This is a genomic window from Rhizobium sp. 10N427 (assembly GCF_056394605.1).
On the sequence record NZ_JBFTID010000016.1, the window covers coordinates 1 to 22884 of the forward strand.

The 22884-nt window shown below is 60.8% G+C and carries 20 protein-coding genes; 4 read left to right on the forward strand and 16 right to left on the reverse strand.

Annotated elements, in window-relative coordinates; all coding sequences use genetic code 11:
• Positions 1-306 precede the first annotated feature (306 nt).
• Together AC1DIJ_RS25340 and AC1DIJ_RS25345 are read left to right on the forward strand one after the other, a co-directional pair.
• Complete coding sequence (locus AC1DIJ_RS25340) at positions 307-1308, forward strand: IS30 family transposase (RefSeq protein ID WP_112388178.1); 1002 nt, start codon at positions 307-309, stop codon at positions 1306-1308.
• A 228-nt stretch (positions 1309-1536) separates the two neighbouring features.
• On the forward strand, positions 1537-2673 hold the full coding sequence (locus AC1DIJ_RS25345) for a calcium:cation antiporter (RefSeq protein ID WP_112388179.1): 1137 nt from the start codon (positions 1537-1539) through the stop codon (positions 2671-2673).
• Between the two features lie 31 nt (positions 2674-2704).
• Here AC1DIJ_RS25345 and AC1DIJ_RS25350 read toward each other — a convergent pair whose 3' ends face one another.
• The 10 genes from AC1DIJ_RS25350 to AC1DIJ_RS25395 form a co-directional block, all read right to left on the reverse strand.
• The gene (locus tag AC1DIJ_RS25350) at positions 2705-3406 is read right to left on the reverse strand and encodes an SDR family NAD(P)-dependent oxidoreductase (protein ID WP_112388180.1); all 702 of its coding nucleotides are present in this window, start codon (positions 3404-3406) and stop codon (positions 2705-2707) included.
• Positions 3407-3576: 170 nt separating this feature from the next.
• On the reverse strand, positions 3577-4761 hold the full coding sequence (locus AC1DIJ_RS25355) for a M20 metallopeptidase family protein (protein ID WP_310291232.1): 1185 nt from the start codon (positions 4759-4761) through the stop codon (positions 3577-3579).
• Positions 4748-5929 carry a M24 family metallopeptidase gene (locus AC1DIJ_RS25360; RefSeq protein ID WP_112388181.1) on the reverse strand — a complete coding sequence of 394 codons (1182 nt, stop codon included), beginning with the start codon at positions 5927-5929 and terminating at the stop codon, positions 4748-4750. The genes AC1DIJ_RS25355 and AC1DIJ_RS25360 overlap by 14 nt, the downstream gene beginning before the upstream one ends.
• Positions 5930-6262: 333 nt before the next feature.
• Entirely contained in the window at positions 6263-7624 is a 1362-nt protein-coding gene (locus AC1DIJ_RS25365) for an NAD-dependent succinate-semialdehyde dehydrogenase (RefSeq protein WP_112445350.1), read from the reverse strand.
• A gap of 48 nt (positions 7625-7672) precedes the next feature.
• A complete protein-coding gene (locus AC1DIJ_RS25370) occupies positions 7673-8341 on the reverse strand; it encodes a copper chaperone (protein ID WP_112388182.1) in 669 nt (222 codons plus the stop codon).
• A 42-nt stretch (positions 8342-8383) separates the two neighbouring features.
• The gene (locus tag AC1DIJ_RS25375; protein WP_112388183.1) at positions 8384-10357 is read right to left on the reverse strand and encodes a primary-amine oxidase; all 1974 of its coding nucleotides are present in this window, start codon (positions 10355-10357) and stop codon (positions 8384-8386) included.
• Between the two features lie 95 nt (positions 10358-10452).
• Positions 10453-11490 carry an extracellular solute-binding protein gene (locus tag AC1DIJ_RS25380; RefSeq protein ID WP_112388184.1) on the reverse strand — a complete coding sequence of 346 codons (1038 nt, stop codon included), beginning with the start codon at positions 11488-11490 and terminating at the stop codon, positions 10453-10455.
• 21 nt (positions 11491-11511) lie between these two features.
• Positions 11512-12318: an ABC transporter permease gene (locus AC1DIJ_RS25385; RefSeq protein WP_112388185.1), complete on the reverse strand. Its 807-nt coding sequence runs from the start codon at positions 12316-12318 to the stop codon at positions 11512-11514.
• On the reverse strand, positions 12315-13184 hold the full coding sequence (locus tag AC1DIJ_RS25390; protein ID WP_112388186.1) for an ABC transporter permease: 870 nt from the start codon (positions 13182-13184) through the stop codon (positions 12315-12317). The genes AC1DIJ_RS25385 and AC1DIJ_RS25390 overlap by 4 nt, the downstream gene beginning before the upstream one ends.
• An 11-nt stretch (positions 13185-13195) precedes the next feature.
• On the reverse strand, positions 13196-14197 hold the full coding sequence (locus AC1DIJ_RS25395; protein ID WP_112388187.1) for an ABC transporter ATP-binding protein: 1002 nt from the start codon (positions 14195-14197) through the stop codon (positions 13196-13198).
• 521 nt (positions 14198-14718) lie between these two features.
• On the opposite strand from AC1DIJ_RS25395, the gene AC1DIJ_RS25400 reads away from it, so the two are divergent.
• Together AC1DIJ_RS25400 and AC1DIJ_RS25405 are read left to right on the forward strand one after the other, a co-directional pair.
• Positions 14719-16002 (forward strand): ROK family transcriptional regulator, encoded by a 1284-nt coding sequence (locus tag AC1DIJ_RS25400; protein ID WP_162698898.1) that lies wholly within the window; start codon positions 14719-14721, stop codon positions 16000-16002.
• Positions 16003-16221: 219 nt separating this feature from the next.
• On the forward strand, positions 16222-16524 hold the full coding sequence (locus tag AC1DIJ_RS25405; protein ID WP_112388189.1) for a hypothetical protein: 303 nt from the start codon (positions 16222-16224) through the stop codon (positions 16522-16524).
• Between the two features lie 5 nt (positions 16525-16529).
• On the opposite strand, the gene AC1DIJ_RS25410 is transcribed toward AC1DIJ_RS25405, so the two are convergent.
• The 6 genes from AC1DIJ_RS25410 to AC1DIJ_RS25435 form a co-directional block, all read right to left on the reverse strand.
• The gene (locus AC1DIJ_RS25410; protein ID WP_112388190.1) at positions 16530-17657 is read right to left on the reverse strand and encodes an HPP family protein; all 1128 of its coding nucleotides are present in this window, start codon (positions 17655-17657) and stop codon (positions 16530-16532) included.
• A gap of 139 nt (positions 17658-17796) precedes the next feature.
• The gene (locus AC1DIJ_RS25415) at positions 17797-18510 is read right to left on the reverse strand and encodes an ABC transporter ATP-binding protein (RefSeq protein WP_112388191.1); all 714 of its coding nucleotides are present in this window, start codon (positions 18508-18510) and stop codon (positions 17797-17799) included.
• Complete coding sequence (locus AC1DIJ_RS25420; protein ID WP_112388192.1) at positions 18507-19331, reverse strand: ATP-binding cassette domain-containing protein; 825 nt, start codon at positions 19329-19331, stop codon at positions 18507-18509. Before AC1DIJ_RS25420 ends, AC1DIJ_RS25415 begins: the two co-directional genes overlap by 4 nt.
• Positions 19324-20181 (reverse strand): ABC transporter permease, encoded by an 858-nt coding sequence (locus AC1DIJ_RS25425; RefSeq protein WP_112388193.1) that lies wholly within the window; start codon positions 20179-20181, stop codon positions 19324-19326. The genes AC1DIJ_RS25420 and AC1DIJ_RS25425 overlap by 8 nt, the downstream gene beginning before the upstream one ends.
• Positions 20178-21260 carry an ABC transporter permease gene (locus tag AC1DIJ_RS25430; RefSeq protein ID WP_112388194.1) on the reverse strand — a complete coding sequence of 361 codons (1083 nt, stop codon included), beginning with the start codon at positions 21258-21260 and terminating at the stop codon, positions 20178-20180. Before AC1DIJ_RS25430 ends, AC1DIJ_RS25425 begins: the two co-directional genes overlap by 4 nt.
• Positions 21261-22841 (reverse strand): ABC transporter substrate-binding protein, encoded by a 1581-nt coding sequence (locus tag AC1DIJ_RS25435; RefSeq protein WP_112388195.1) that lies wholly within the window; start codon positions 22839-22841, stop codon positions 21261-21263.
• Positions 22842-22884 lie beyond the last annotated feature (43 nt).

The window sequence follows — 22884 nt, forward strand, 5'->3', positions numbered from 1 at the left end:
GTAAGCGATCCGGCTGAGAAAGCGCAGTAGCTGAGAAAGCGCAGTATATGATTGCGCTTGAGTCATCCGCCGCCGACCGAGCTGCGCAACCCTGGCCATCTCCGCCCGGACGGCGGCTAATTCCCGAGCACACATCAATATAGAATCTTGCAATTCCAGTAATAGTTAATAGAATTACGTCGCGTTTCTAAATTGCTTATTTTGTCTCATCTTTAAATAGCTGTGACATGATGTGCGTCGCGGTACATTCTATTTCCAAGTCCGACATGCTAGTAATTTCAATGGCTTCACTTTGGAGATTTTGGCATGTCGCTTTGCTATCAGCAGTTCACCATCGCCTATCGTCGCCGTCTTTATCATCTCAGAGAGCGAAAGGTGCCAGTTGGCGAGATCGCCCGCCAGCTCGGACGTCATCGCTCAACGATCTATCGTGAGCTCAAGCGCAACACTTTTCACGATCGCGAGTTTCCCGAGTACACCGGCTACTTTGATACGATCGCCGATGACATCGCCAAGGAGCGGCGTCGAAGGCTGCGCAAGCTCAGGCGGCACCCAAGATTGCGCGAGCTGGTAATTGACCGCCTGAAGGCCTATTGGTCCCCGGAGCAGATTGCCGGCCGTCTTGCCGAAGATGCCGCCAACCCGGTTCGCATTTGCCCTGAGACCATTTATCGCTTTGTCTACTGCAAGGAGGATTATGGTCTGGGCCTCTATCGCTATCTGCCGGAGGCACGCCGCAAGCGTCGACCTCGAGGCTCTCGCCGACCGCGCGGCAACGTCTTCCCGGCCGATTGCAGGATATCTCAAAGGCCTGATTTTATTGGCAATCGGACCGAGTTCGGACATTGGGAAGGCGATCTGCTGATCTTCAAGCGGGAGCTTGGGCCGACCAATGTCACCTCACTGATTGAACGCGAGAGCCGCTATACGGTCATGCTCAAGAACAACAGTCGTCATTCGCGACCGATCATGGATAAGATCGTTCATGCTTTCTCGCCGTTGCCAGCGATGGCGCGGCGGAGCTTTACCTTCGATCGCGGCACGGAGTTCAGCGGCTTCAGGGCTTTGGAGGAAGGCATCGGCGCAAGGAGCTGGTTCTGCGATCCCAGCGCGCCATGGCAGAAAGGCGCCGTTGAGAACACCAACAAACGTATCCGACGCTTCATGCCTGTTGACACGGATCTTGCCAATGTCACCCAGCAACAGCTGACTGAGTTGGCGCATCATCTAAACTCACAGCCTCGCAAATGCCTCAGATACCGGACCCCCGCCGAAGCCTTTGCTGCCTATTTGCGCGAAGGTGGCTGATGCCCTACCCTCCAAGGCGGCCATGATGCACTTGGGTTAGCTTCCCCACGCCGGACGTGCTGCGCCTCTCGCGAGGAGTTCCCTCGAAGCACAAAAGATGATGAACTAGACTGCCGTGGCCGACGGTCGGCTCCAGAACGTTCGGCGTGCATTTGATGATCTCCTCGATTATAGATTGCCTCTGTCGCTACACGTCTGATCAAACACCGCCGGAAGTCAGGAACAGCTATGAAGCAAGCTTCGATTGCCGCCACCGAAACACATCACGCGGCAATTCCGGCCTGGACCTGGGTGGCTCCGCTTCTTGCCTCGGTCCTATTGGCGCTGAAGTTTCTCCATGTCGTGCCATCGGACGCGGCACTGGTGCTGGTTTTTGCGGCCGTCTTCCTTGGTGCTTCCGTCTTCAGCGCCGTCCATCACGCCGAGGTCCTGGCACTCAAGCTCGGCGAACCTTTCGGCTCGATCCTGCTGGCGATCGCCGTGACTGTCATTGAAGTTGCGCTGATCGTCTCCATCATGGCCTCAGGAGCAGAAGGCAGTGGTTCGGTTGCGCGTGATACGGTATTTGCGGCCGTGATGATCGTGCTCAACGGCGTTGTCGGGCTTTGCCTGATCGTGGGCGGCCGGCGGCACTTCGAGCAGACGTTCCAGCTTCAGGGCGCGTCGTCTGCCCTGGCCGTGCTCGGCACCCTCGCCGCGCTGGCGCTGATCCTGCCGAACCACACGCTGACAGTCCTTGGGCCGTCATACTCGCCGCTGCAAGCAATGTTCGTCGGGTTGGTTTCCCTGATGCTTTGGGCCGTCTTCGTCTTCGTGCAGACCGTCAAGCATCGCGCCTATTTCCTGGATGCGCCAGCTGACAATGTGGAAAGCGATAGCGCGGTGGCAGAGCACCACGCGAAGCCATCCGACCGGGAATCGCTGGCATGCCTCGGTCTCCTGCTGGTATCTCTCGCCGCCGTCGTCCTGCTTGCCAAGACCCTTTCCCCCTCTCTCGACAGGGCGATCGATCTGGCAGGCCTGCCCCACACCTTCGTCGGCGTGGTGATCGCCGCGATCGTGCTTTTGCCGGAAGGCATTGCGGCGGCGAAGTCCGCGCTGAAGAACCAGCTTCAAAACAGCATCAACCTCGCTCTCGGATCGGCGATTGCGAGTATCGGCCTCACCATCCCGGCCGTCGCCGTCGTCTCGCTCGTTCTCGATCAGCAACTGTCGCTGGGGATCTCAGCAGCAAACACGACGCTGTTGGTGCTGACCCTCTTCGTCAGCACCCTGACTTTGGGCACCGGCAGGACGACGGTGCTGCAGGGCGCGATCCATCTGGTGATATTTGCGGTGTTTCTGCTGGTTTCAGCAATCCCCTAAGGACGCCTTCGCGCATGCCGAACTGTGACCGTCAGAACCGCTCGACCCATGGCCTGACTTCGATCTCCCATGACCAGGCGCTTCGATGCTGGCGCAAGAGATCGATGTAGGTTTGTGCGATTGCGTCAGGGTCGAGCGTGCTATCCGGCGCTTCCGCGGGATCGCCGCGAAGCTCGCTCCGGACACCCCCGTCAACCACCACATGGGCGACATGAATTCCCTTCGGAGCCAGTTCTCTCGCAGCACTTTGTGCCAGCCCGCGCAGCGCGAATTTCCCCATGGCGAACGGTGCCGAGTTGGCGAAGCCCTTTACGCCGGCCGTAGCACCCGTCAGCAGGATCGCGCCCTTGCCGGCCGCAAGCATGCGCCTGGCGGCTTGCTGTACCGAGTAGAATGCACCCAACGCGGAAACGGCCACTGCCCTTTCGACCTCCGAGGGATCAAGATCGGTGAGTGGTCCGCGCACGCGGCCGCTAGCGTTATAGATGACGACCTCAGGCGGTCCGATATGCGCGTCCGTTTGCGCGAAAAGTCTCTCGACCTGGCTCGGGTCGCTGGCGTCGACCTCAAGAGCGATGGCACCGGTCTGCTCTGCCAGCGATTTGAGTTTGCCGGTGTCGCGAGCAGCGATGGCAACGGAGAGGCCTGCCAAGCGAAAGCTTCTCGTCAGTGAGGCGCTGATGCCTGGGCCCGCTCCGATGATGAGCGCGCTGCGATAGGGAATGGTCGACATGTCTCTTCTCCGATGTGGCCGCTGAAGATACAGATCGGATCGATGCTGCCGCCACGCAATGGCGGGAAAGCAGGAACTGGTTCGGAGGGTGTGATTTTTTCTTGATGCCGCTATGCGGCTTCAAAACCGGATCCATCCAGACTTCGGCAATGACTAGCGGTCGGGCAGCCTCATAGCCCCTCGCCTAGGGCGTCACACGCGATTTTTACGACGAGTTCGGCGCCGACTCTCAAGGCAGTCTCATCAATCTTGAACTGCGGGTGATGAAGGGGATAGATACAGCCCTCCGCCTCATTGCGGATGCCAAGCCTGAAGTAGACTGAGGGCCGTTTCTCGCTGTAGAAGCCGAAGTCATCGGCGGCTGTCCATCCGGCCGCCGCAACCGCAGTTCCGGCACCGAACAGGGTGTCCGCCGCCAATGCGACAACGCGGGCCAGTGCCGGATCGTTGACGACAGGTGGCTCGCCCTCGACAAGGCTGAATTCGACCGTTGCCCTATGCGCGAGCGCAAGACCCTTCAATATGTCCTGGACACGTTCGCGGGCGCGGAGACGCGTCGCCGGGCTGCCGCTGCGGATGGTTCCCTTCAAGCGGACGGTATCGGCAACGACATTGTAGGAACCGCCGCCTTCGATGCTGGTCACGGAGATGACCAAAGGATCGTAGGCATCCCGCTCCCTCGAAACGATTTTTTGCAGTTCCGAGACCATGGCGCATGCCACGGCAATGGCATCAACGCCTTCCTCCGGCTTGGCCGCATGTGCCGACGAGCCGCGGATCACGGCATCGAAAATGTCGCTGGCAAGCGTAAAGGGGCCGCCGGCGACGGCAATCTTGCCTGCCTGCGTGTAGGGATCGACATGAATACCGATCGCCGCGTCAATATCGTCGAGGAGCCCTTCTTCTACGATGCGGCGGCCGCCGAGAGGCTCGGCCTCCTCTGCGGGCTGGAATATGAAGCGGACCGTTCCGGCAAAGGTGTCGCGATGCCGGTGAAGATGCGTTGCCGCAGCCAACACCATAGCCGCATGCGCATCATGGCCGCATGCATGCATGACGCCCTTCACGGTCGAAGAGAATGCAACGCCGGAGTGTTCCTCGATCGGCAAGGCGTCGATATCAGCGCGAACGGCAACCTTCCGGTTGGAAAAGCCGGCTGTTCCCTCGATATCGACCGCAAGCCCGAAGCCCGCAACATCGCGGACTGCTGTCAATCCTCCGGTCTCCAGCTGGCCGCGCAGATAGGCTTGCGTCCGGCTCTCCTTATTTGACAGCTCGGGATGGGCATGCAGGTGTCTTCGCACCTCCAGCATGTGCTTGATCTGGCCCGGCGACAGAGTGTCAGGTCTTGGCATGGATCTCTCTAGGAAAATTGGTGAGGGTTTCACAACCGGTCTCCGTCACCAGAATGGTTTCGCTCACCTCTATGCCCCACCCGTCCATCCACATGCCCAGGATCGAATGCAGGACATTGCCCGGCTGCAGGACCGACTTGTCTCCAGGACGCAGGCTGATCGTGTGCTCACCCCAGTCGGGCGGATAGGCAACGCCGATCGAGTATCCGATCCGGGATTCCTTCTTGAGCCCATGGCGCTCGATCACTTTGCGCCATGCGAGTTCCACACCCTCGGCAAGCACACCCGGCCTGATCGCCGAGAGCACAGCCTCCATTCCCTCAAGAACGGCGTTGGCGGTGTTGGTGACTTGTTGCGGTGCTTTCCCCAACTGCATCGTCCGCGCCAAACCGGACGTGTACCGGCGGCAGACGCCGGCGAGTTCGAGAGCGATCGTCTCGTTTGCGCCAAAGCGGCGGTTGCTCCACATGATGTGAGGGGCCGAGGCGTTTTCACCCGCGAGAATGGTGGGCGGCAATGCGGTGATGTCTCCGGCAAAGTCGGGACTTCCAGCGATCTGCGCGGCCTGGATCTTCGCGATGGCATCGCATTCACGAACGCCTGGCGCGATAATGTCATAGGCGGTTGAAACCGCTGCCTCTGCGAGCCGGGATGCCTTGCGGAGATAGTCGATCTCGGCCGGGCTCTTCACCGACCTTATCCAATTGACCAACAGATCAGCGTCAACGAATGTTGCATTCGGGAGTCCTGCGGTCAGGCGGGCATGTGCCTTGGGTGAGTAATAGTAGGCTTCGAGCTCGATGCCGATCCGCCGGCTGCCCCATCCCTTCGCAGTGATCCACTGCGCGATCCAATCCATCGGGTGACGATCGGATTGCTGTACGTAGCCCTCGGGAAATCCGACGATGTTGTCCGGGCGCATCCACGCCGTCAGCAAGCCGCCGGCCGCATCCATGGCACGGCCGAGCCAGACCGGCTCCGCGCTTTCCTCGATCGGCAGCAAGACGGTCTGTGGGGTATAGAAGGACCAGCCGTCGTAGCCCGTAATATAGTGCTGGTTGGCGACGTCGTTGATCACAAGAAGCTGGAGATCGCGCCTGCCCATCTCCGCACGTATCCGGCCGAGACGCTCCTGGTATTCGCGTCTGTCAAACGGCAGCTCGATCATTCTTGCCCCTCACCTACATGTACTCTGATCAAAGGGTTTCATGTCGCGCAACCCGGCGCAACATGCCCTTAAGTACCGAGTGTGGCATCACCTCCGCACATTTTTGGTCTAAAGTTTCCCCCCTCGCTAGACGATTTCTCTCTTTGCCAAGTTGAGCGAAGCCTTGGCCCGAGCCATCATCGGTGGCATTGCTGCCATCGATGCGGAAGCGCAGAGCGACGATCTTTTACCGTTTCAGTTCGCGAGGGCGCACTGAACAGTGCGGCGCTAGATAATCAAACGGGCGTTGAGCCGAGAAGCCAACCGGAGGACCCGGTTGGCTTTGTTCTTTGATCAAGCACCTTTCCAGACGAGTTTGGCATTGGCGAGCTCACGCGCGCCGAGACCGCCAAGCTCCCGGCCGAAGCCCGAGCCCTTGATGCCGCCGAAGGGCGCGCGGGGATCGGAACGGACGAAATCGTTGATAAAGACGGCTCCAGCCTCGATGCGGGAGGCGACGCGTTCGGCGCGTTCCGGATTGCTGCTCCACACGGCAGCGCCGAGGCCGTATTCCGTATCATTTGCCAGTGCCACGGCCTCGTCTTCATCCTTGAAAGTGAAGAGCATTGCGACGGGGCCGAAAAACTCCTCGCGTGCCACCGCCGCATCGCGGGGCAATCCGGCAATCACCGTCGGCTCGTAGAAATAGCCGTCGCCGGGGATCGATTTGCCACCGGTCAGAACGCGCGCGCCTGCCTTCACGGCGTCATCGACCTGACGCTGGACATTGTCTCGGATATCGGCTCGGGCCAGCGGACCGAGCTTTGTTTCCGCCTTCATCGGATCACCGACCGGAATGCGCTTGACGGCATCGACAAAGGCTGCGGCGAAGCGCTCGGCAATCGGCGCGTGGACGAAAATCCGCTTGGCGGCGATGCAGCTCTGCGCGTTGTTCGAATAGCGCGAGACCACTGCCATCTGCACCGCTTTATCGAAATCGGCATCGTCGAAGACGACGAAGGGATCCGAGCCGCCGAGTTCCAGCACCACTTTCTTGCCGAGAGAACCCGCCTGCTCCGCAACCGTGCGGCCCGCAGCCGTGCTGCCCGTCACCGTGACGGCGGCGATGCGTGGATCGGCAATGACGGCAGGAGCACGTTTGCGATCGATCACGAGATTGGAATAGAGCCCCTGCGGCGCGCCGGCATCGAGGATCAGCTTCTCGATCGCCGCCGCCGATCCCTGGACCGTTTCGGCATGCTTGACGATCACGGTGTTGCCGATGAGGGCGGCCGGGATGAAGAAGCGCAGCACCTGCCAGAAGGGAAGATTCCACGGCATGATCCCGAAAATCGGCCCGATCGATTGATAGACGATCTTGGCGGGCGTTCCGGGGATCGGCTCGTCGGCGATATAGGCCAATCCGTCACCGGCGAAGTGCCGGGCGCCGAAAGCCGATTTCTTGATTTCGCCCTGTGCTTCGGCGAATGGCTTGCCCATCTCCGAAACGATCAGCGCGGCATATTCGTCGACACGCGCCTCCAGCAGATCCGCAAGGCGGTTCAGAAAAGCAGCGCGCTCGCTGAGCGGTGCGGCGGACCAGGTCTTCCAGGTCTTGTGCGACTGATCGAGGATCCGTTCGACCTCGGCTCCGGTGTGTTCTTCGTAGCGGCCGATCAATTGTCCATCGGTTGGATTGTAGGAAAGGAAGCCCATCTAAATCTCCTCTTGTTTTAGCAGGCAGGCATCGAAGTGCAGGAAGCGTCAGCTGCTTCCCTGCAGCAGAGAAAAACTGGCGGCGAGACCGAGCGTCAGGCCACCAAGAACGGCAAATTCGCGCCGCCACGGAACGAGGCTCTCCAGCACCATCCAACCGGAAATTACCGCCATCCAGATCATGTTGGAGACCCCTCCAGCGAATTGCAGCAGAACCATGCTGGCGCAGCAGGCGGCACGGCAGAGCACCTCCCTGCCCTGTTCATTCCGGCCTCGGATCAACACCAGGACGGCGGCGGCAAACATGGCGGGGGCAAAAAGCGGCGCAGCGAAACGGCCATCGCTATCGACGAGCCCGACCGGGCGCATCAGCCACTCGGCCAGGGCGCCGGTAATGGCTGCGGCAAGAAGCATCGATACCGGTTGTGACGCTGCCTTGCAGCTCAGACGAAACAGCCCGCGCGACAGGAGCAGCGACGGAGCGGCCATCGCCGTCATCATGACGAGCCAGGATGCGATTGCCTGCACTAATCCGAGGGGCGCCGTGGTGGACACGCCAGCTGACCGGCAGATAACATCGCCGACCGCCTGTGGAGCGCAGTAGAGCGCAAGCCACGCCGCGAGACCGACCGCCAGCATGCCGCAATCGGTGGCACCGCTGCTGATATTCCGTCGTGCTATCGCCGTGACCATGCCCTTGTCCCAAAGCTTCATCATCAAGTGACCGGTGGCGGTTCGCCACCGGTCACTGTCCTCAGATCAGCTGCAGCAGCTTGCCTTGTTCTCTCCAGCGAGAACGCTTGCCCTGTTGATCACCGGCGGCAGATTGTTCGACGGATTGACCTCGAAGAAACCGGCCGGCGCGAGCGAGAAGCCGCAGGAAATGCAAGGCTGAACCGGAAAGTCTTCGGCGCGCACGACATGGTGGAGACCAAAGGAATGCCAGAGCACGATGTCGGTGTTCTCGACATTGCGGTCCTGTTTGACGAGCTCTGCGAGACCATCTCTGCCATCGGAATTGGCAACGAATTCTCCTGCAGGATAGCGTTCATTCTCATTGAACGGCGTGACCCAGATGTGATTGCGGATGAAGTTGGAGCGGATACCTGAAGGACCGTCGTCCTGGATCATCGGTGTGACGCAGTTCGGGGCATGGAGCTTGTAGGCGACCGGTTTGCCGACCTGGCTCAGCTTGTTCGGATTGACGACCTTCCAGCTGCGATGGGTGGAGAGATCGGCGCGCCGCGCCGCCGCAAGCTCGGTCTTCAGCACCGTATCGACAGCATGGAAGGCGTTGCCATACGGATTGCTGTCGCTGAAGGGCTCCATGTAGGAGTTGGTTTCGACAACGCTGTTGCCGCCGCCATCCACCGCCATATCGAGGCGCGCGCAGAAGATGTGCTGATGGATCGGAGCGCCGAGGCCCGGCTGAATTTCCGTCGAGTATTTGTCCGGCTGTCCGGGATGGCATGCATTGGTATTGACGATGCCGGTCGCCTTCATCTCGAATTCGATTTCACCGGCCTGATCGAGATACCAGTACTGGGCATATTCGTAGTTTCCGACAGTGCAGATGCTCGAAATGACAAGCTTGCGGCCGCGGTGCAGCACCGTCCGCCCTGTTCGGAAATCCCAGTGTTTCCAGAGGATTCCGGCGTCTTCCTCATGGATGCAGACCGCCTTTTCGATAGTGACGACCTCGCCTTTCAATCCGTTCACATGTGCGTCGAGATACTGGATCTGGCCGAGGCAATCGCAGCCGAGCTTCAGCGAATTGGTCAGCTTGCCGAAGCCGTACTCGCCGACATCGAAAATGTTCTGGCGGGCGTGGCCGTAGAGTGGTGATCCGTAGGGAACGACGAGCTCGGCAATAGCCGCACGCCGCACGACGGAGCGGCCGTCAAACCGGATATCGTGAAGCACGAGACCTTCGCGTGGCGTAAAGCCGATCGCGAGCGTCCACTTGTCCCAGGAAATCGCATGGTCCTTGATCGTGAAGCTGACGCCATCCGGCTGAACGACATCGAGCGGCTTCAGCGGCGCGTCCGGCGGCGGCAGGAACTCCGGATCGTAATCGTAGCGCGTCATCGGGATTGGCGGATGATCGGTATAATCGTCGACCCGCAGCACTTCGCCGGTCTTCACGTCGATCACTGCATTCAGCCCCTCGATTGGGTGGGCATAGTAGTTGCCGAACTCATGAACGCGCAGCCAGGAAAAGGTGTGCGAGATCAGCCTTCCCTCCTCATCTTCATGGCCGAAATTGCCGCCCGACCAGGAATCGACGATCACACCCGTCATGTCGGAGATGCCGCGCTTGCGGCAGGCCTCGATGAAGCGCGGGTCGTTCTTGACGTTGACCTCGACGCTTATCATCTGCTCGACCATGAAGCCGGCACGCGCGGCCGGGAAATGCGTGCGACGGATGATTGCCTTGTCGGCAACAGAAACAATGAGCTGCCAGACGCCTGGGACATCGAGATGGTTGACGTTGATACGCGCCTCGCGCGGCAGTTTTCCGCCGTCAAGATAAGCACGGTATTCGGCAGGCGATGGCTCGCGAAGGTCGATATTCTCGAACAGAACGCCTGGGCCAAGTTCAGGATCCGCCTTGACGACCGCGACGGCGATATTGATCTCGTCCGGGGTGAGTGGCGCCAGTGCCTGCAAATGCTTCGGCGGCGGAGGTGCCGCAGCAGGTTTGAGGGTGGCAGGTTTGACGGCTTCATTCATGGTTCTGTCCTCAAATTCATGGCCGGAAGCTACGCGCCGCCTGCCGTCTTATGCGTGGAATGGCAGGGCATTCGCGCCCGCCTATTTTTGGCTGATCACTGGCGGAGCGATGTCCAGATGCGGTCGTAGGCGCGGGTTGCCTTTTCTTCGCAGGCAGGCGCAAAGACGATCTTCATATCTTTCGGCGGATTGAATTCGGGCGATTCACCCGTTTCCTTTGGCAGGAACTTGTCGGAACCGGTGACTGCGCTCTGATAGCCGGTTGATTTCTGCTGCAGGGCAATGTTCTCAGGATCCATCAGGAAGTTCAGGAACTTCTTGGCGTTCTCGGGATTTGGAGCGCCTTTCGGAACCGCGACATTGTCCATCCAGCCGACCGCCCCTTCCTTCGGGAAGACATACTTGATCGTCGGCTTCTGCAGGCGTGAGGCGAGCGCCTTGCCCGACCACTGCTCGTGCATCACGGTTTCGCCGGAGACCTGGCGCTCTGTCGTGCCGTCCGAATTGTAGACCTTGACGAAAGGCTTCTGGGCTTCGAGCAGCGCGTTCAGCGCCTTTAGATCAGCCGGATTGCTGTTGCACTGGTCCTTGCCGAGATAGAGGAGACCAAGTGACATCACCTCAGACGGCGAGCCGAACATGCCGATCTTGCCCTTGAGATCATCGGACGGCTCAAACAGCGCCTTCAGGCTGTCGGTCGCTCCCTTATAGACAGCGGTATCGACCGAATAGGAGGTCGTCCCCCAGACCCATGGAACCGTATATTCGGCCTTCGGGTCCCAGCTGCGCTTCTGCCATTTCGGATCCAGGTTCTTGAAGTTCGGCATGGAGGCCACGCCGACCTTCTCGAGCAATCCCTGCTTGATGAAGATCGGTACGAAATCGTTGCTGATGATCATGACGTCGTAGCCGGCGGCGCCCGAGCTAATCTTCGCCAGTGCCGTTTCATTGGAGTCATAGGTGTCGATCGTCACCTTGATGCCAGTTTCGGCCTCGAATTTCTTGACCATCTCCTCCGAGGTATAGTCGGTCCAGTTGTAGATATGCAGGACGCCAGCGTCGGCATGCGCGATGCATGGAGCGACGATGGCAAGCAGACTGGCGGTTGCCAGCATCCTCTTTGCGGTCTTCATGTTCACCCTCTTCTTTTTTGGTTATTCGTTGCCTTGGCTCTTGCGCCCGAGCAGCAGCGCGCCGGTGACGAGCACAAGCGAGATACCGAGCAGGATGGTGGAAATGGCATTGACCTCCGGCGTGACGCCGAGGCGCATCATGCCGTAGACATAGACGGGCAAGGTGGTCGATCCTGCACCTGAGACCATCAGGCTGATCAGGAAATCGTCCAGCGAGACGACGAAAGCCATCAGCGCACCGGCAAAGATCGCAGGCAGCAGCAGAGGAAACGTTACGCAGCGGAACAGCTGCCATTCGCTGGCGTAAAGATCGCGGGCTGCTTCTTCCAGATTGGTGCCGAGATCGCGCAATCTGGCCTGGATAGGCAAGAGCGCGAAGGGGATGCAGAATACCGTGTGAGCAATCATCAGGTTGACCAGCCCGTTGGTCATCCCGAGCGCCGAAAAGAAGATCAGCGTCATGATCGCAACGATGATTTCCGGAACGATCAGGGGGAGCGCGATCAAGGAGGTGAGTGCCCCGCGCCCCCCCTTCAAGTCACCGCGCTCGAGAGCGATGGCCCCGGCCGTGGCAATCACTGTGGAGGAGATTGTCGCGACAATGGCGATGACAATGCTGTTGAAAGCCGCCCGCCGGATATCCTCGTTGGCCGCCACTTCGCCAAACCAGCGCAGGCTGAAGCCGGACCAAATGGTCACCAGCTGATTGGCGTTGAATGCGTAGACGACCAGAATGGCCAGCGGCAGATAGAGAAAGATCAGAATGGCGGCCGTGAAAGGGCCGAAACCCGGCGTATGACGCCAGTCGAATGGACGCTGCGTCTTCATAGCCGCGCCTCCTCGGCCTTTCTGGACCGGACTAGGAAGATTGCCAGAACAGCGATCGTCACCAGGATCGAAAGGGCAGCGCCGAATGGCCAGTTGCGCGATGAGGTGAACTGCATCTGCACCAGGCTGCCGACAAGGAGCTTCTTCCCGCCGCCGAGAAGATCAGGGGCCAGGAACGAGCCGAGTGATGGTGCAAAGACAAGGCTGGCGCCGACGAGAACACCGGGCTTTGCCAGCGGCCAGACAACCCGGTGAAAAACGGCGATCCGGCTGGCGTAGAGATCATAGGCTGCCTCGATCAGCCGCGGGTCGATCCGCTCCAGCGTCGAATAGACCGGCAGAACCATGAAGGGCAGAAAGGTATAGACGAGCCCGAGCAGGATCGAGCCGTCGTTGTAGAGCAGCGGCAAGGGCGTCGAGATCACCCCGGCAGCCTTGAGAAGGCCATTTGCCAAACCCTCGTCCCGCAGGATCAACACCCAGCAATAGGTCCTGATCAGCGTGTTGATCCAGAATGGCAAGGTGACGAGAAAAAGCAGCGTCCGGCGGCGGTTCTCAGACTGGCAAACCAGGTACCAGGCAACCGGAAAGCCGAGCAGCATACAGATCGCCGTCGTCAGGCCCGCCAGATAGACCGACCGCAGGCTGATGATCACATAGCTCCAGGAAAACAGCAGCGTATCATCGAAATCGCGCTGGAAGAGGAACTGCACATAGGCATCCAGCGTCAACGGCATGTCGACGCCGCCATAGGGGTTGGCAGTCATGAAGGAATAGGCGACGGCCACCAGCAACGGCAGCACCATGAAGATGCCGATGACCAGGACGGCCGGGGCAGCGAGCGTCAATGTGCGCTGTGTGTTCATCCGCCCTCTCCCTAGTTCGTCAGATGCCGTTCGGCATCGCTCGACCAGTCCAGCACCACGGCCTGCCCGGCGGCCAGGCCATCCACCGACTGGCGGGTGCGGCTGCGCAGCCGATCACCGTTCTCGATGACGATTTCGTAGAGCGTATCGAGCCCGAGATAGGTCACTGCGGTGACCGTGCCACGGATCCGCCCCGCCGAGCCGCTAGCCGGCGCCGAGACCGCGATCCTTTCCGGCCGCACCGCGATCAGAATGTCGTTGCCGCGGCCGATCATGGCGCCGGGCAAGACATTAGATTCGCCGATGAAATCAGCCACGAAGCGGCTCTTCGGATTGTCGTAGATCTCGCGCGGCTCGCCGATCTGCAGCACGCGGCCGGCCGACATCACGGCGATATGGTCGGACATCGCCAACGCTTCTTCCTGGTCATGGGTGACGAGGACGAAGGTAATGCCGGTTTCCCGCTGCAGCCGCTTCAACTCGCTCTGCATTTCCTTGCGCAATTTCAGGTCAAGGGCGCTCAGCGGCTCGTCGAGCAGCAACACTTTGGGCCGCGGTGCAAGCGCCCTCGCCAGGGCCACACGCTGCTGCTGCCCCCCGGAGAGCTGGCGAGGCAATCTCGCCGCCATGGTTTCGAGCCGCACCAGCCGCAGCACCTCCGCAACGCGAAGATCCCGTTCAGCCTTGGGCACCTTTTGCATCTGCAGTCCAAAACCAACGTTTTCGGCGACGGTCATGTGCGGAAAGAGGGCATAGCTCTGGAAAACCGTATTCACCGGCCGCTTCTGCGGCGGCAAGAAAGAGGAGTCCGCCCCCTCTATCCGGACTGTTCCGACGGTCGGAAGTTCGAAACCGGCAATAATGCGCAAAAGTGTTGTCTTACCGCAGCCGGAGGGGCCAAGCAGCGTGAAGAACTCGCGGTCCTGGATTTGTAGGCTCACCCCGTCCAGAGCCGTGGACGCGCCAGCGCCCTTCGTAGGAAACGATTTTGAGACATTCTCGATGGTGATCATCGCTCGCAAACCAGTCTCCCAAGCCGCTATGTAACTATTTAGTTATTAGCTAGCAGTGGCGAATTTACATTGTCAAGTTGAACATCAGAATTTTATTTTTTACCGCCCTCTGATGCGATCGCGTCAACAAATAGAGGTTAACAACATGACTCAACCGACTGTTTTAGCGTAGTTTTCGAAGAAACCGGTAAGATTTACCTGCGTCAGCGGCATTGGAAAAATGCAACCAAAGATAAACCGTCGGCAGCTTCCGTCGGAAGCACCGTTGTGAACGCCTGCCCCTACCGCGTAGCAGCTGCTAGCGCCGGCTTCGGGCAGTTTCTATCAATGTCATCCCAGTTCTGCACTCACCTTTCCGGCATTCAAATGCCAGCTGCCAACGGCCGGTTATCCGGCTCTTTCATAGCTTCGCGTTCACCCGTTGCCACTGTCATTCGAACAGTAGATGCGGAAAAGATAACACAACACTTTTTAATTAAAAGGCTTTTGATAAAGCAGGCCGTGATGGTATGAATGGCGGCATGAATCTTCGCCTCGATCGTGACGGTGCGCTGCCCGGCACAAACCTGCTACAGACCCGAACGCTCAACAGGAGAGCCGTGTTCGATGCCGTCCGGCGCAGTGGACCGATCACCCGTACCGAGCTGGCGCAAACGATCGGCCTGACGGTTCAGGCAATCTCGAACATCGCGGCGGATCTCGAGGAAGCAGGCCTGATCCGCCAGCAGGGCAAACGTGCAGGACAGCGTGGGCAGCCGGCTGTGGAGCTGTCTCTCAATCCGAGCGGCGGCTACACGATCGGCCTCAGCCTCGCCTATCAGCGCGTCACCGGCCTGCTTGTCGATCTGACCGGCGCAGTTGTCGCCACCGAAACCCGGATCCTTGGCGAGCGCGACCCGAAGACTACCGCCGGCGTGCTGGCGGACATCGCCTCCGGGCTGCTGGTGGCGGGGCAAGTGCGGCGCGAGGAGATCTGGGGTGTGGGCTGCAGCGTTCCGGGCACCGTCGAGAACGGCACCTTCTGGTACGACAAGGTGCAGGAAGGCGACGATTGGACGAAGTTTCCGCTGACATCGCGTCTCGAGGAACTGACGGGGATCAAGACATTTGTCGAGAATGACGCGACGGTCGCGGCGATCGGCGAGCGGCTCTATGGTATCGGGCGCACGGTCCGCTCGTTCTTCTATCTGCACTTCAATCTCGGCATTGGCGGCGGTCTGGTACTGGATGGCCAGCACTTTCGAGGGGCGTTCGGCGGCGCCGGCGAAATCGGCCACCTGATCGTCAAGCCGGGCGGACGGTTCTGTGCCTGCGGCAGCCGCGGCTGCCTGGAGCAATATGTCTCCTTCTATGCGGCGGCAGAAACCATCTGCGGCCCGGCACGCACGCCGGACGAGGTTTCGGCCGAAGAGCTTGTCGAGCGCTTGGTTGAGGACGATCCACGCCTGACAGCGTGGCTGCGTGAGGCGGCGCAGTATCTGCGCATCGCGATCCGCAATATCGAGGCAATGTTCGACCCGGACACCGTCGTCATCGGCGGCGGGTTGCCGGCAGAGCTTCTCGAACGTCTCATGGATGCGACGACGCCGCTGCCGCCGGCGATGATCCACCGGCATTCAAGCACCCTACCCCGCTTGATGAGGGCCGAGCACAGCTCGGAGCTTCCAGCGCTTGGCGCGGCAGCATTGCCGATCGCAATCGCGCTTCAACCCAACGTCTCTGGCTTTGCCAGTAACGCTGCCGGCGCGGCCGCAACCGACAATCCCGCCCTTGTCTCACTCGGCATCGATCTCGGCCGGCGCTAAGCCGTTGGATCCGAAGCGTGCCAACAGCCATGCAACGGGTCGACGTATAGGCCTTACAGCGTTGCTCGGCATAACGAGATTGCACAGCCAATCTGACGAAAAAACGCGCTGGGTGCGGAAGAAATAGTCAGTGACCGCCGGAGGCTACGGCAATACAGGCTGTTTTCAAATGGCACGGGATTTGCGTCGATTGATCGACCAACAATCGATCGGCGGCCGATGTTCAACCTTCTGATGACCTGTCTTCTGCTTGCGGCGGCGCTCGGCCTCAGCCTGCGCCGCTTTGCCCTTCCCTATCTTGCCCGGCGCGACATCGCCGAACAGTCGGAACCGGTCACCATGGTTGCGAGCGCGGTTTTTCTGGCAGCCCTCGCCTTGACCGTATCGGACAAGGACCTCTGGCACGCAAGCCTGACGGTCGCGGGTGGCATCGTGGTTGCACTGATTTTCGATCAGCAAAGCCCGAGGCTGGCGGCCGTCTTATCGGCAGCCTGCCTGCTCTGCTATCTGGCGCTGCGCTGAGCTGTTCAGGCCGCTGCACCCTCTTCGCCGGGTTTTTTCGGCAGCGAGCGTGAGACGGAGCTCAGGAGGTCCGTCTGCGAAACCAAGCCAAGAATTTGATCGTTCTCGTCGATGATGATGACGGCATGCGTCCGGCCGTTGGTCAGCAGAGGCAGAAGATCGAAGGCGCGGTCACTGGCGCGCGCTGTCGTCGCTTCCGAAATGCGCCCTTCCAGGGCACCCGAAAAAAGCGCCAGTTCGCGCAGTCCAACGGTGCCGATCAGCCGCCGCCGGGCATCCCTCACCGGCAGGGTGCGGACGTTGTGGTTGAGCAGCAGCCAGCGGGCCTGTTCGACTGTCGCATCGGCGTCGATGGCGATCACATCACGCGACATGATGTCGGCGCAGCTGATCTCGGCATTGGAGCGCGCGACGGCCTCGAATTCAACCCGGCGCAGCAAACGGCCAAGGTCGGCACGGTCGATGTCGAAGGTCTCGTTCAGTGCCGCAAGTGCCGCGTCGATATCTTCCTCCCGAAATCCCGTCCGCTCTTCCGGACGTGGATCGGCGGTCCGATGGGTATTTGCGGGCGCGATGACGACATGCGGATAGTTGTGCCGCGAGAGCTTGTGGAACAGCAGCCCGATCGCCACCAGCAAGCAGGAATTGAGAGCCACCGGCACGAAGGGGAAAAGCAGGCCCCAGCTGGCGACGACGGGTCCGCCGAGAACAGCGGTCAGCGCCGCAGCGCCGCCGGGCGGGTGCAGGCATCGTGTCAGGGACATGGCCGCAATGGCGAGCGATACGCCGACGCCTGTGGCAACGATCGGATCCCTGATCAGGCTCGCTGCCGCGACGCCCATCAAAGCCGAGATGGTATTGCCGCCGATGATCGACCATGGCTGCGCGAGCGGGCTTGCGGGGACAGCGAACAATAGAACAGCGGAAGCTCCCATGGGGGCTACGATCAGCGGCAGATGCGATCCCTCACCGAACAGGAATCCACACAACATGCCCGTCATCGCGATGGCGACGAGCGCGCCCAAACAGGCGAGCAGCCGGTCCCGCAGCGTGGCGCCGGCAAGGATCGGGTGAAACAGGCGGGACGCAAGCGAGTTTTTATCGGAAAAGCGCTGCGGACTGGGAGGGGTCATGGGGTAGCCAGATAAGACCGTTTGCAGTTTCGGTATGTCGACGCGGTTGATAGCGGATGTTTGCCGTGGCGAAAAGGAGAAGTTCGAACCGGTGTACCTATGCCGCATGTTCACTGCCGGCCAGTTTACAGCCTGGAATTCAATCGGGCACGGTGCTGCCGGAAAGCGCCTCTCGATCCAGGACTTGCGCAACCCTCCCGGCTTCCATGACGACGGCGCGGTCACACATATGGGCGACGACGCCGGTGTCGTGGGTGACCAGAATGAAGGTCAAGCCGTGCGAGGCCTTGAGATCGTTGAGCAGGTTCAGGATTTCGGCCTGCACCGAGACATCGAGCGCCGAGGTCGGCTCGTCGAGCAACAACAGCTTGGGTTTGAGCAAGAGCGCACGGGCAATCGCCACACGCTGGCGCTGGCCGCCAGAAAGCTGGTGCGGATAGCGGCCGGCAACGGCTGAGGGCAGCCCAACCTGATCGAGCGCGATACGCACCTCTTCCTCGACATTGCGAATGCCGCGCAGCGAAAGCGGCTCGCCGAGAATGCGGGAGATGCGATGGCGCGGATGCAGCGACGAATAGGGATCCTGGAACACCATCTGGATACCGGCGCGTAAGGCGCCGGTGATTTTCCGGCCGGGGTGCAGAGGTTCGCCAAACACCGAGATCGAGCCCTGCCAATTGGTGTTCAAGCCGGCGACTGCGCGCAGAACGGTGGTCTTGCCGCATCCCGACGGGCCGATAAGTCCGAAGGTCTCGCCCGGCGCGACATCGAAACTCACCCCGCGCACGGCGGTGAAGCCCTTGCCACCGCCCTGGAAAGTGACGGAGAGATCGGCGATCGTCAGCGCGCTCATGCCTCGTCTCCATAGACGGGAAGCCGTGTCCCATAGGTCGCCGCCGACGGGCGGGCGGCCCAGAGTGCACGGGTATAGGCGGAGCTGGCATTGGCAAGATCGGCGGAGGCCATCTGCTCCTCGATCCTTCCCTGGCGCATGACCATGACGCGGTCGGCATAGCGGGAAACCTGTTGCAGGTCGTGGCTGATCAGCAGCAGCCCCATGCCGAGCTCTTCGGTCAGCGAGCGCAGCAAGGTCAGGATCTGGTCCTGTAGCTCGCGATCGAGCGCCGATGTCGGTTCGTCGGCTATCAGCAGCTTCGGCCGGTTGATCAGCATGGCAGCGATCATCACGCGCTGGCCCATTCCGCCCGACAAGGCGGCAGGATAACTGGAATAGATCCGCCCGGGGTCAGGCAGGCCGACCTTGCCGAGCATGTCGAGTGCGCACTCGCGCCGTTCAGCGGATGAAAGCTTGGTGTGCAGCAGCAGGGTTTCCTCGACCTGCCGGCCGATTTTACGGGCCGGGTTCAGCGAATATTTTGGATCCTGCAAAATCAGGCCAAGGCCGCTGCCGCGCAGGCTGTTCCAGCCGGACGCTGAAAGCGCAGTGAGGTCCTTTTCATCGAAGGACAAGCGTTTCGCCGCGACCTCAGCGCGCCTCGGCAGAAGGCCCATGACCGCCCTGCCCGTCATCGACTTGCCAGAACCGGATTCACCGACGAGTGCGACCACTTCGCGTCCGACCGAAAAGGAAATTCCATCGACAACCCGGATCGGGCCGGCCTCCGAGGGAAAGGTAACAGATAGATCCTCGGCGGAGAGCAGCGGCTCAGTCATGACGCGGATCCAGAATGTCGCGCAGGCCGTCGGCCAGCAGATTGAAGGAAAAGGAGGTGACGAGAATGGCAACACCGGGAACCGCGGCCACCCACCATTGATCGAAGATCACCTGCGTGCCTTCGGAGACCATCGAACCCCATTCCGCCGTCGGCGGACGAACGCCGAGGCCGAGGAACCCCAGCCCCGCGGCCGCGAGAATGATTCCCGAGAGATCGAGCGCCAGACGGATGATGGCGGATGGCAGCACCAACGGCAGGATATGGCCCCAAAGCAATCGCGCTCCCCGGATACCGACCATTTCGGCGGCCGCCAGATAATCGCTGCGCCTCAGAGCAGCGGTCTCCACGCGGGCTTGCCGCGCATAGGCTGGCCAGCTGGTCAGCGCCAGCGCCAATGCACCGTTGATGAGGCCCGGCCCCATGATCGCGACAAAGGCGAAGGCGAGCAGCAGACGCGGAAAGGACATGACGATATCGGTGATCCGCATCAGCAGGCGCTCGGTCATGCCGCCGAAGAAGCCCGCGAAGATGCCGACGAGAATGCCGAGCGGCGCCATCAGCAGCACGACGACGAGAACGAGGAGCAAGGTCGGCCGCGCGCCGTAAATCATGCGCGACAGGATATCTCTTCCGAAGGCGTCGGTGCCGAGCCAGTGCAGGGCGCTCGGCGGCATCAGCCGGTTTGCGGTCTCCTGCAGGTTTGGGTCATAGGGCGCAATCAGCGGCGCCAGCAGCGCGAAGGTGAGAATGAGAAGCACAACGGCGCTGCCGGCGGCGGCCGATGGCGAGCGCAGGACACGCCGGACGAAGGACGGACCGCCGAGCGGCGCTTGGACGATCGCACTCATCGCGTCTTCCCCGCTTCCAGCCGGGCGACACCGAGATCGGTCAGCGCATTCAGAAGCACGAAGCAGGCGCCGACGATCAGTGTGGCGCCGAGGATGGCAGGCATGTCCCCCGCAAACATCGCCGTCGTCAGATAGCGGCCGATACCGGGCCAGGCAAAGACGGTTTCCGTCAACACCGCGCCTTCGAGCAGACTGGCGTAGGAAAGAGCAATCACGGTCAGTAGCGTTCCTGAAATATTGGGAAGAATGTGGACGAAGACGATGCGGCCGAGACCTGCCCCTTTGGCGCGCGCTGTCGTCACATATTCCTGGCCGAGTTCGGTGAGGATGGCGGCACGCGTCAGCCGGGAGATGGCAGCCAGCGCATTCAGGGCCAGAACGGTGGCCGGCAATGCCAGATGGGCGAGTGCATCGCGAAAGGCGCCCGCCTTGCCGGACATCCATGTATCGATCAGGGCAAAGCCGGTGACCGGCTTGACGGTGTATTGAAAAACCACATCCGCCCTGCCCGGTCCCGGCGCCCAGTGCAGCCGGGCGTAAAACAGGAGCAGCATCAGCAGGCCAAGCCAGAAGATCGGCACCGAGTAGCCAAAGAGCGAGACGAAGCGGGCAAGACTATCCACCCAGGTGCCTTGCCGCATGGCGGCGGCGATGCCGAGCGCAAGGCCGATCACGGCTCCCAGAATGATGGCCGCGGTCGCCAGCTCGATCGTTGCCGGGAAGGTGCGGGCGATATCCTTGGCGACCGGCTGGCCTGTGGAGATCGACTGGCCGAAATTGCCCGACAGCGCCGTCTCGACATAGCGGACGAACTGAAGTGGCAAGGGCTGATCGAGCCCCAGCTCCACCCGCGCCTGCTGATAGGTCGATTGGCTGGCATGATCGCCGACCAGCTGCAGCGCCGGATCGATCGGCGAGAGCCGCGTCATCGCAAAGGTCACCACCGCTAACCCGAACAGCGTCAGCGCGAAAGACCATGTCCACTTGATGAGCGGCCAGACGAAAGACAACTCCCGCCAGCTGTTGTGCTGGCGGGAGTTGTTCATGTCGGCGCTATTATCGGTTGCCGTTTGCGGCACTTATTTCTCTACCTTGTCGTAATAGACCTGATCTGCATTCAGGCCCTGGGCATAGTTCTTGACCTTGTCGCTTATCACGACCTGATCGTTGCCCTGAAGCGTAAAGATGAAGGGCGAACTCGCCTGGATCTTCTTCTGCAGGTCCTGATAGAGCGCGGCGCGCTTGGCGGCGTCCTGTTCCTTGACGGCGGCGAGCGTCTCGTCGGTCAGCTCGGGGATCACCCAGCCGGCATATTTCGCGGCCGTGTTGGTCGAGTTGTCCTTGTTGATTGCAAAGGCGCTCGCGTTGGAATGCGGATCGAAATAGTCCGGGATCCAGTAACGCAGCGTCATTTCGAACTTGCCGGAGCGGCCGCGGGCATAGATGTCGCTGGCGACGCCCGGCTGGATATCGAGGGTGATACCGGCCTGAGCGAAGGTCGACTGCAGCGACTGGGCGATCGAGAGGAACGGCTGGTCGTTGAAGACGATGAACTCGACCTTGAACGGCGTCTTGATGCCTGCATCCGCAAGTACCTTCTTCGCCTTCTCGACGTCGAGCTTGAACGGGGTGTCCGTCAGAGCGCCCGGGAAGCCGACCGGCAGGAAGGACTGGTGAACAGTGCTCTGGCCGCGCAGCAGGTTCTTGGCGATACCATCGTAGTCGACGAGATAGCGGGCTGCTTCCCAGAAGGCCGGGTTGCCGAGCGTCGGGTTGGCCTTGGTGTTCAAGAGGATGTAATCGGTGCGTGCCGAGGGAACCGAGAGAACCTTGACGCCACTCTTGTCCTTCAGTGCGTCGATCTGGTCGGCAGCGAGGCCGCGGGCGATATCGGCATCGCCCTGCTCGACGAGCAGGCGGCGGGCGCCGACGTCGGGCACGTTGCGGATGATGACATTCTCGAGCTTCGGCTTGTCGGACGAATTGGCGTTCGCCTGCAGCACCAGCGCCTCATGCGGCGTGTAGGTGGCGATCGTGAAGGCGCCGCTGCCTGCGGAATTGGTCTTCAACCAGCCATTGCCGAAATCATTGTCCTTGGCCTCTGCCGAAACCGTCTGCTCATCGACAACCGAAGCGATCGGCGCGGTCAGCAGCGACAGCGCAAAGCCGGCACCGACATCGGCGGTCCATGTGAGCTTCACGTGCTTGTCGTCTACCTTGGTGACGGCGGCATCGACGTTGTCGGCCTTCCAGCCGAGTTCATTGAGGATGAAGGCCGGGGATTTGTTGAGCTTCACGGCGCGTGTCAGCGAGAAGATCACGTCTTCAGGACGAACCGGATTGCCGGATGCGAACTTGGCATCGGCGAGCGCGAAGGTCAGGTTCTTGCCGTCACTGCCAGCTTCCCAGGACGCGGCGAGCGCCGGCTCGATCTTGGTGCCGTCGTCGCGGTTCGACTGTACGAGACGCTGATAGAGATTGTTGAATGACTGAACGGTGGTGAGTTCGAAACCTTCGGCCGGGTCGAAGCTGACGGCGTCATCGATCGACTGCGCAACGACCAGCGTATCGGCAGGGGTTTCGGCGTAGGCGGCGAGCGGGCTTAAAGCAAAGCTGAAAACGGCACCGAGCAGCGCGGCGCGGCAAGACTGCAGCAACATTTTGATCTCCTTATATATTTCTTCTTTGAGCGTCGTTCCGGCG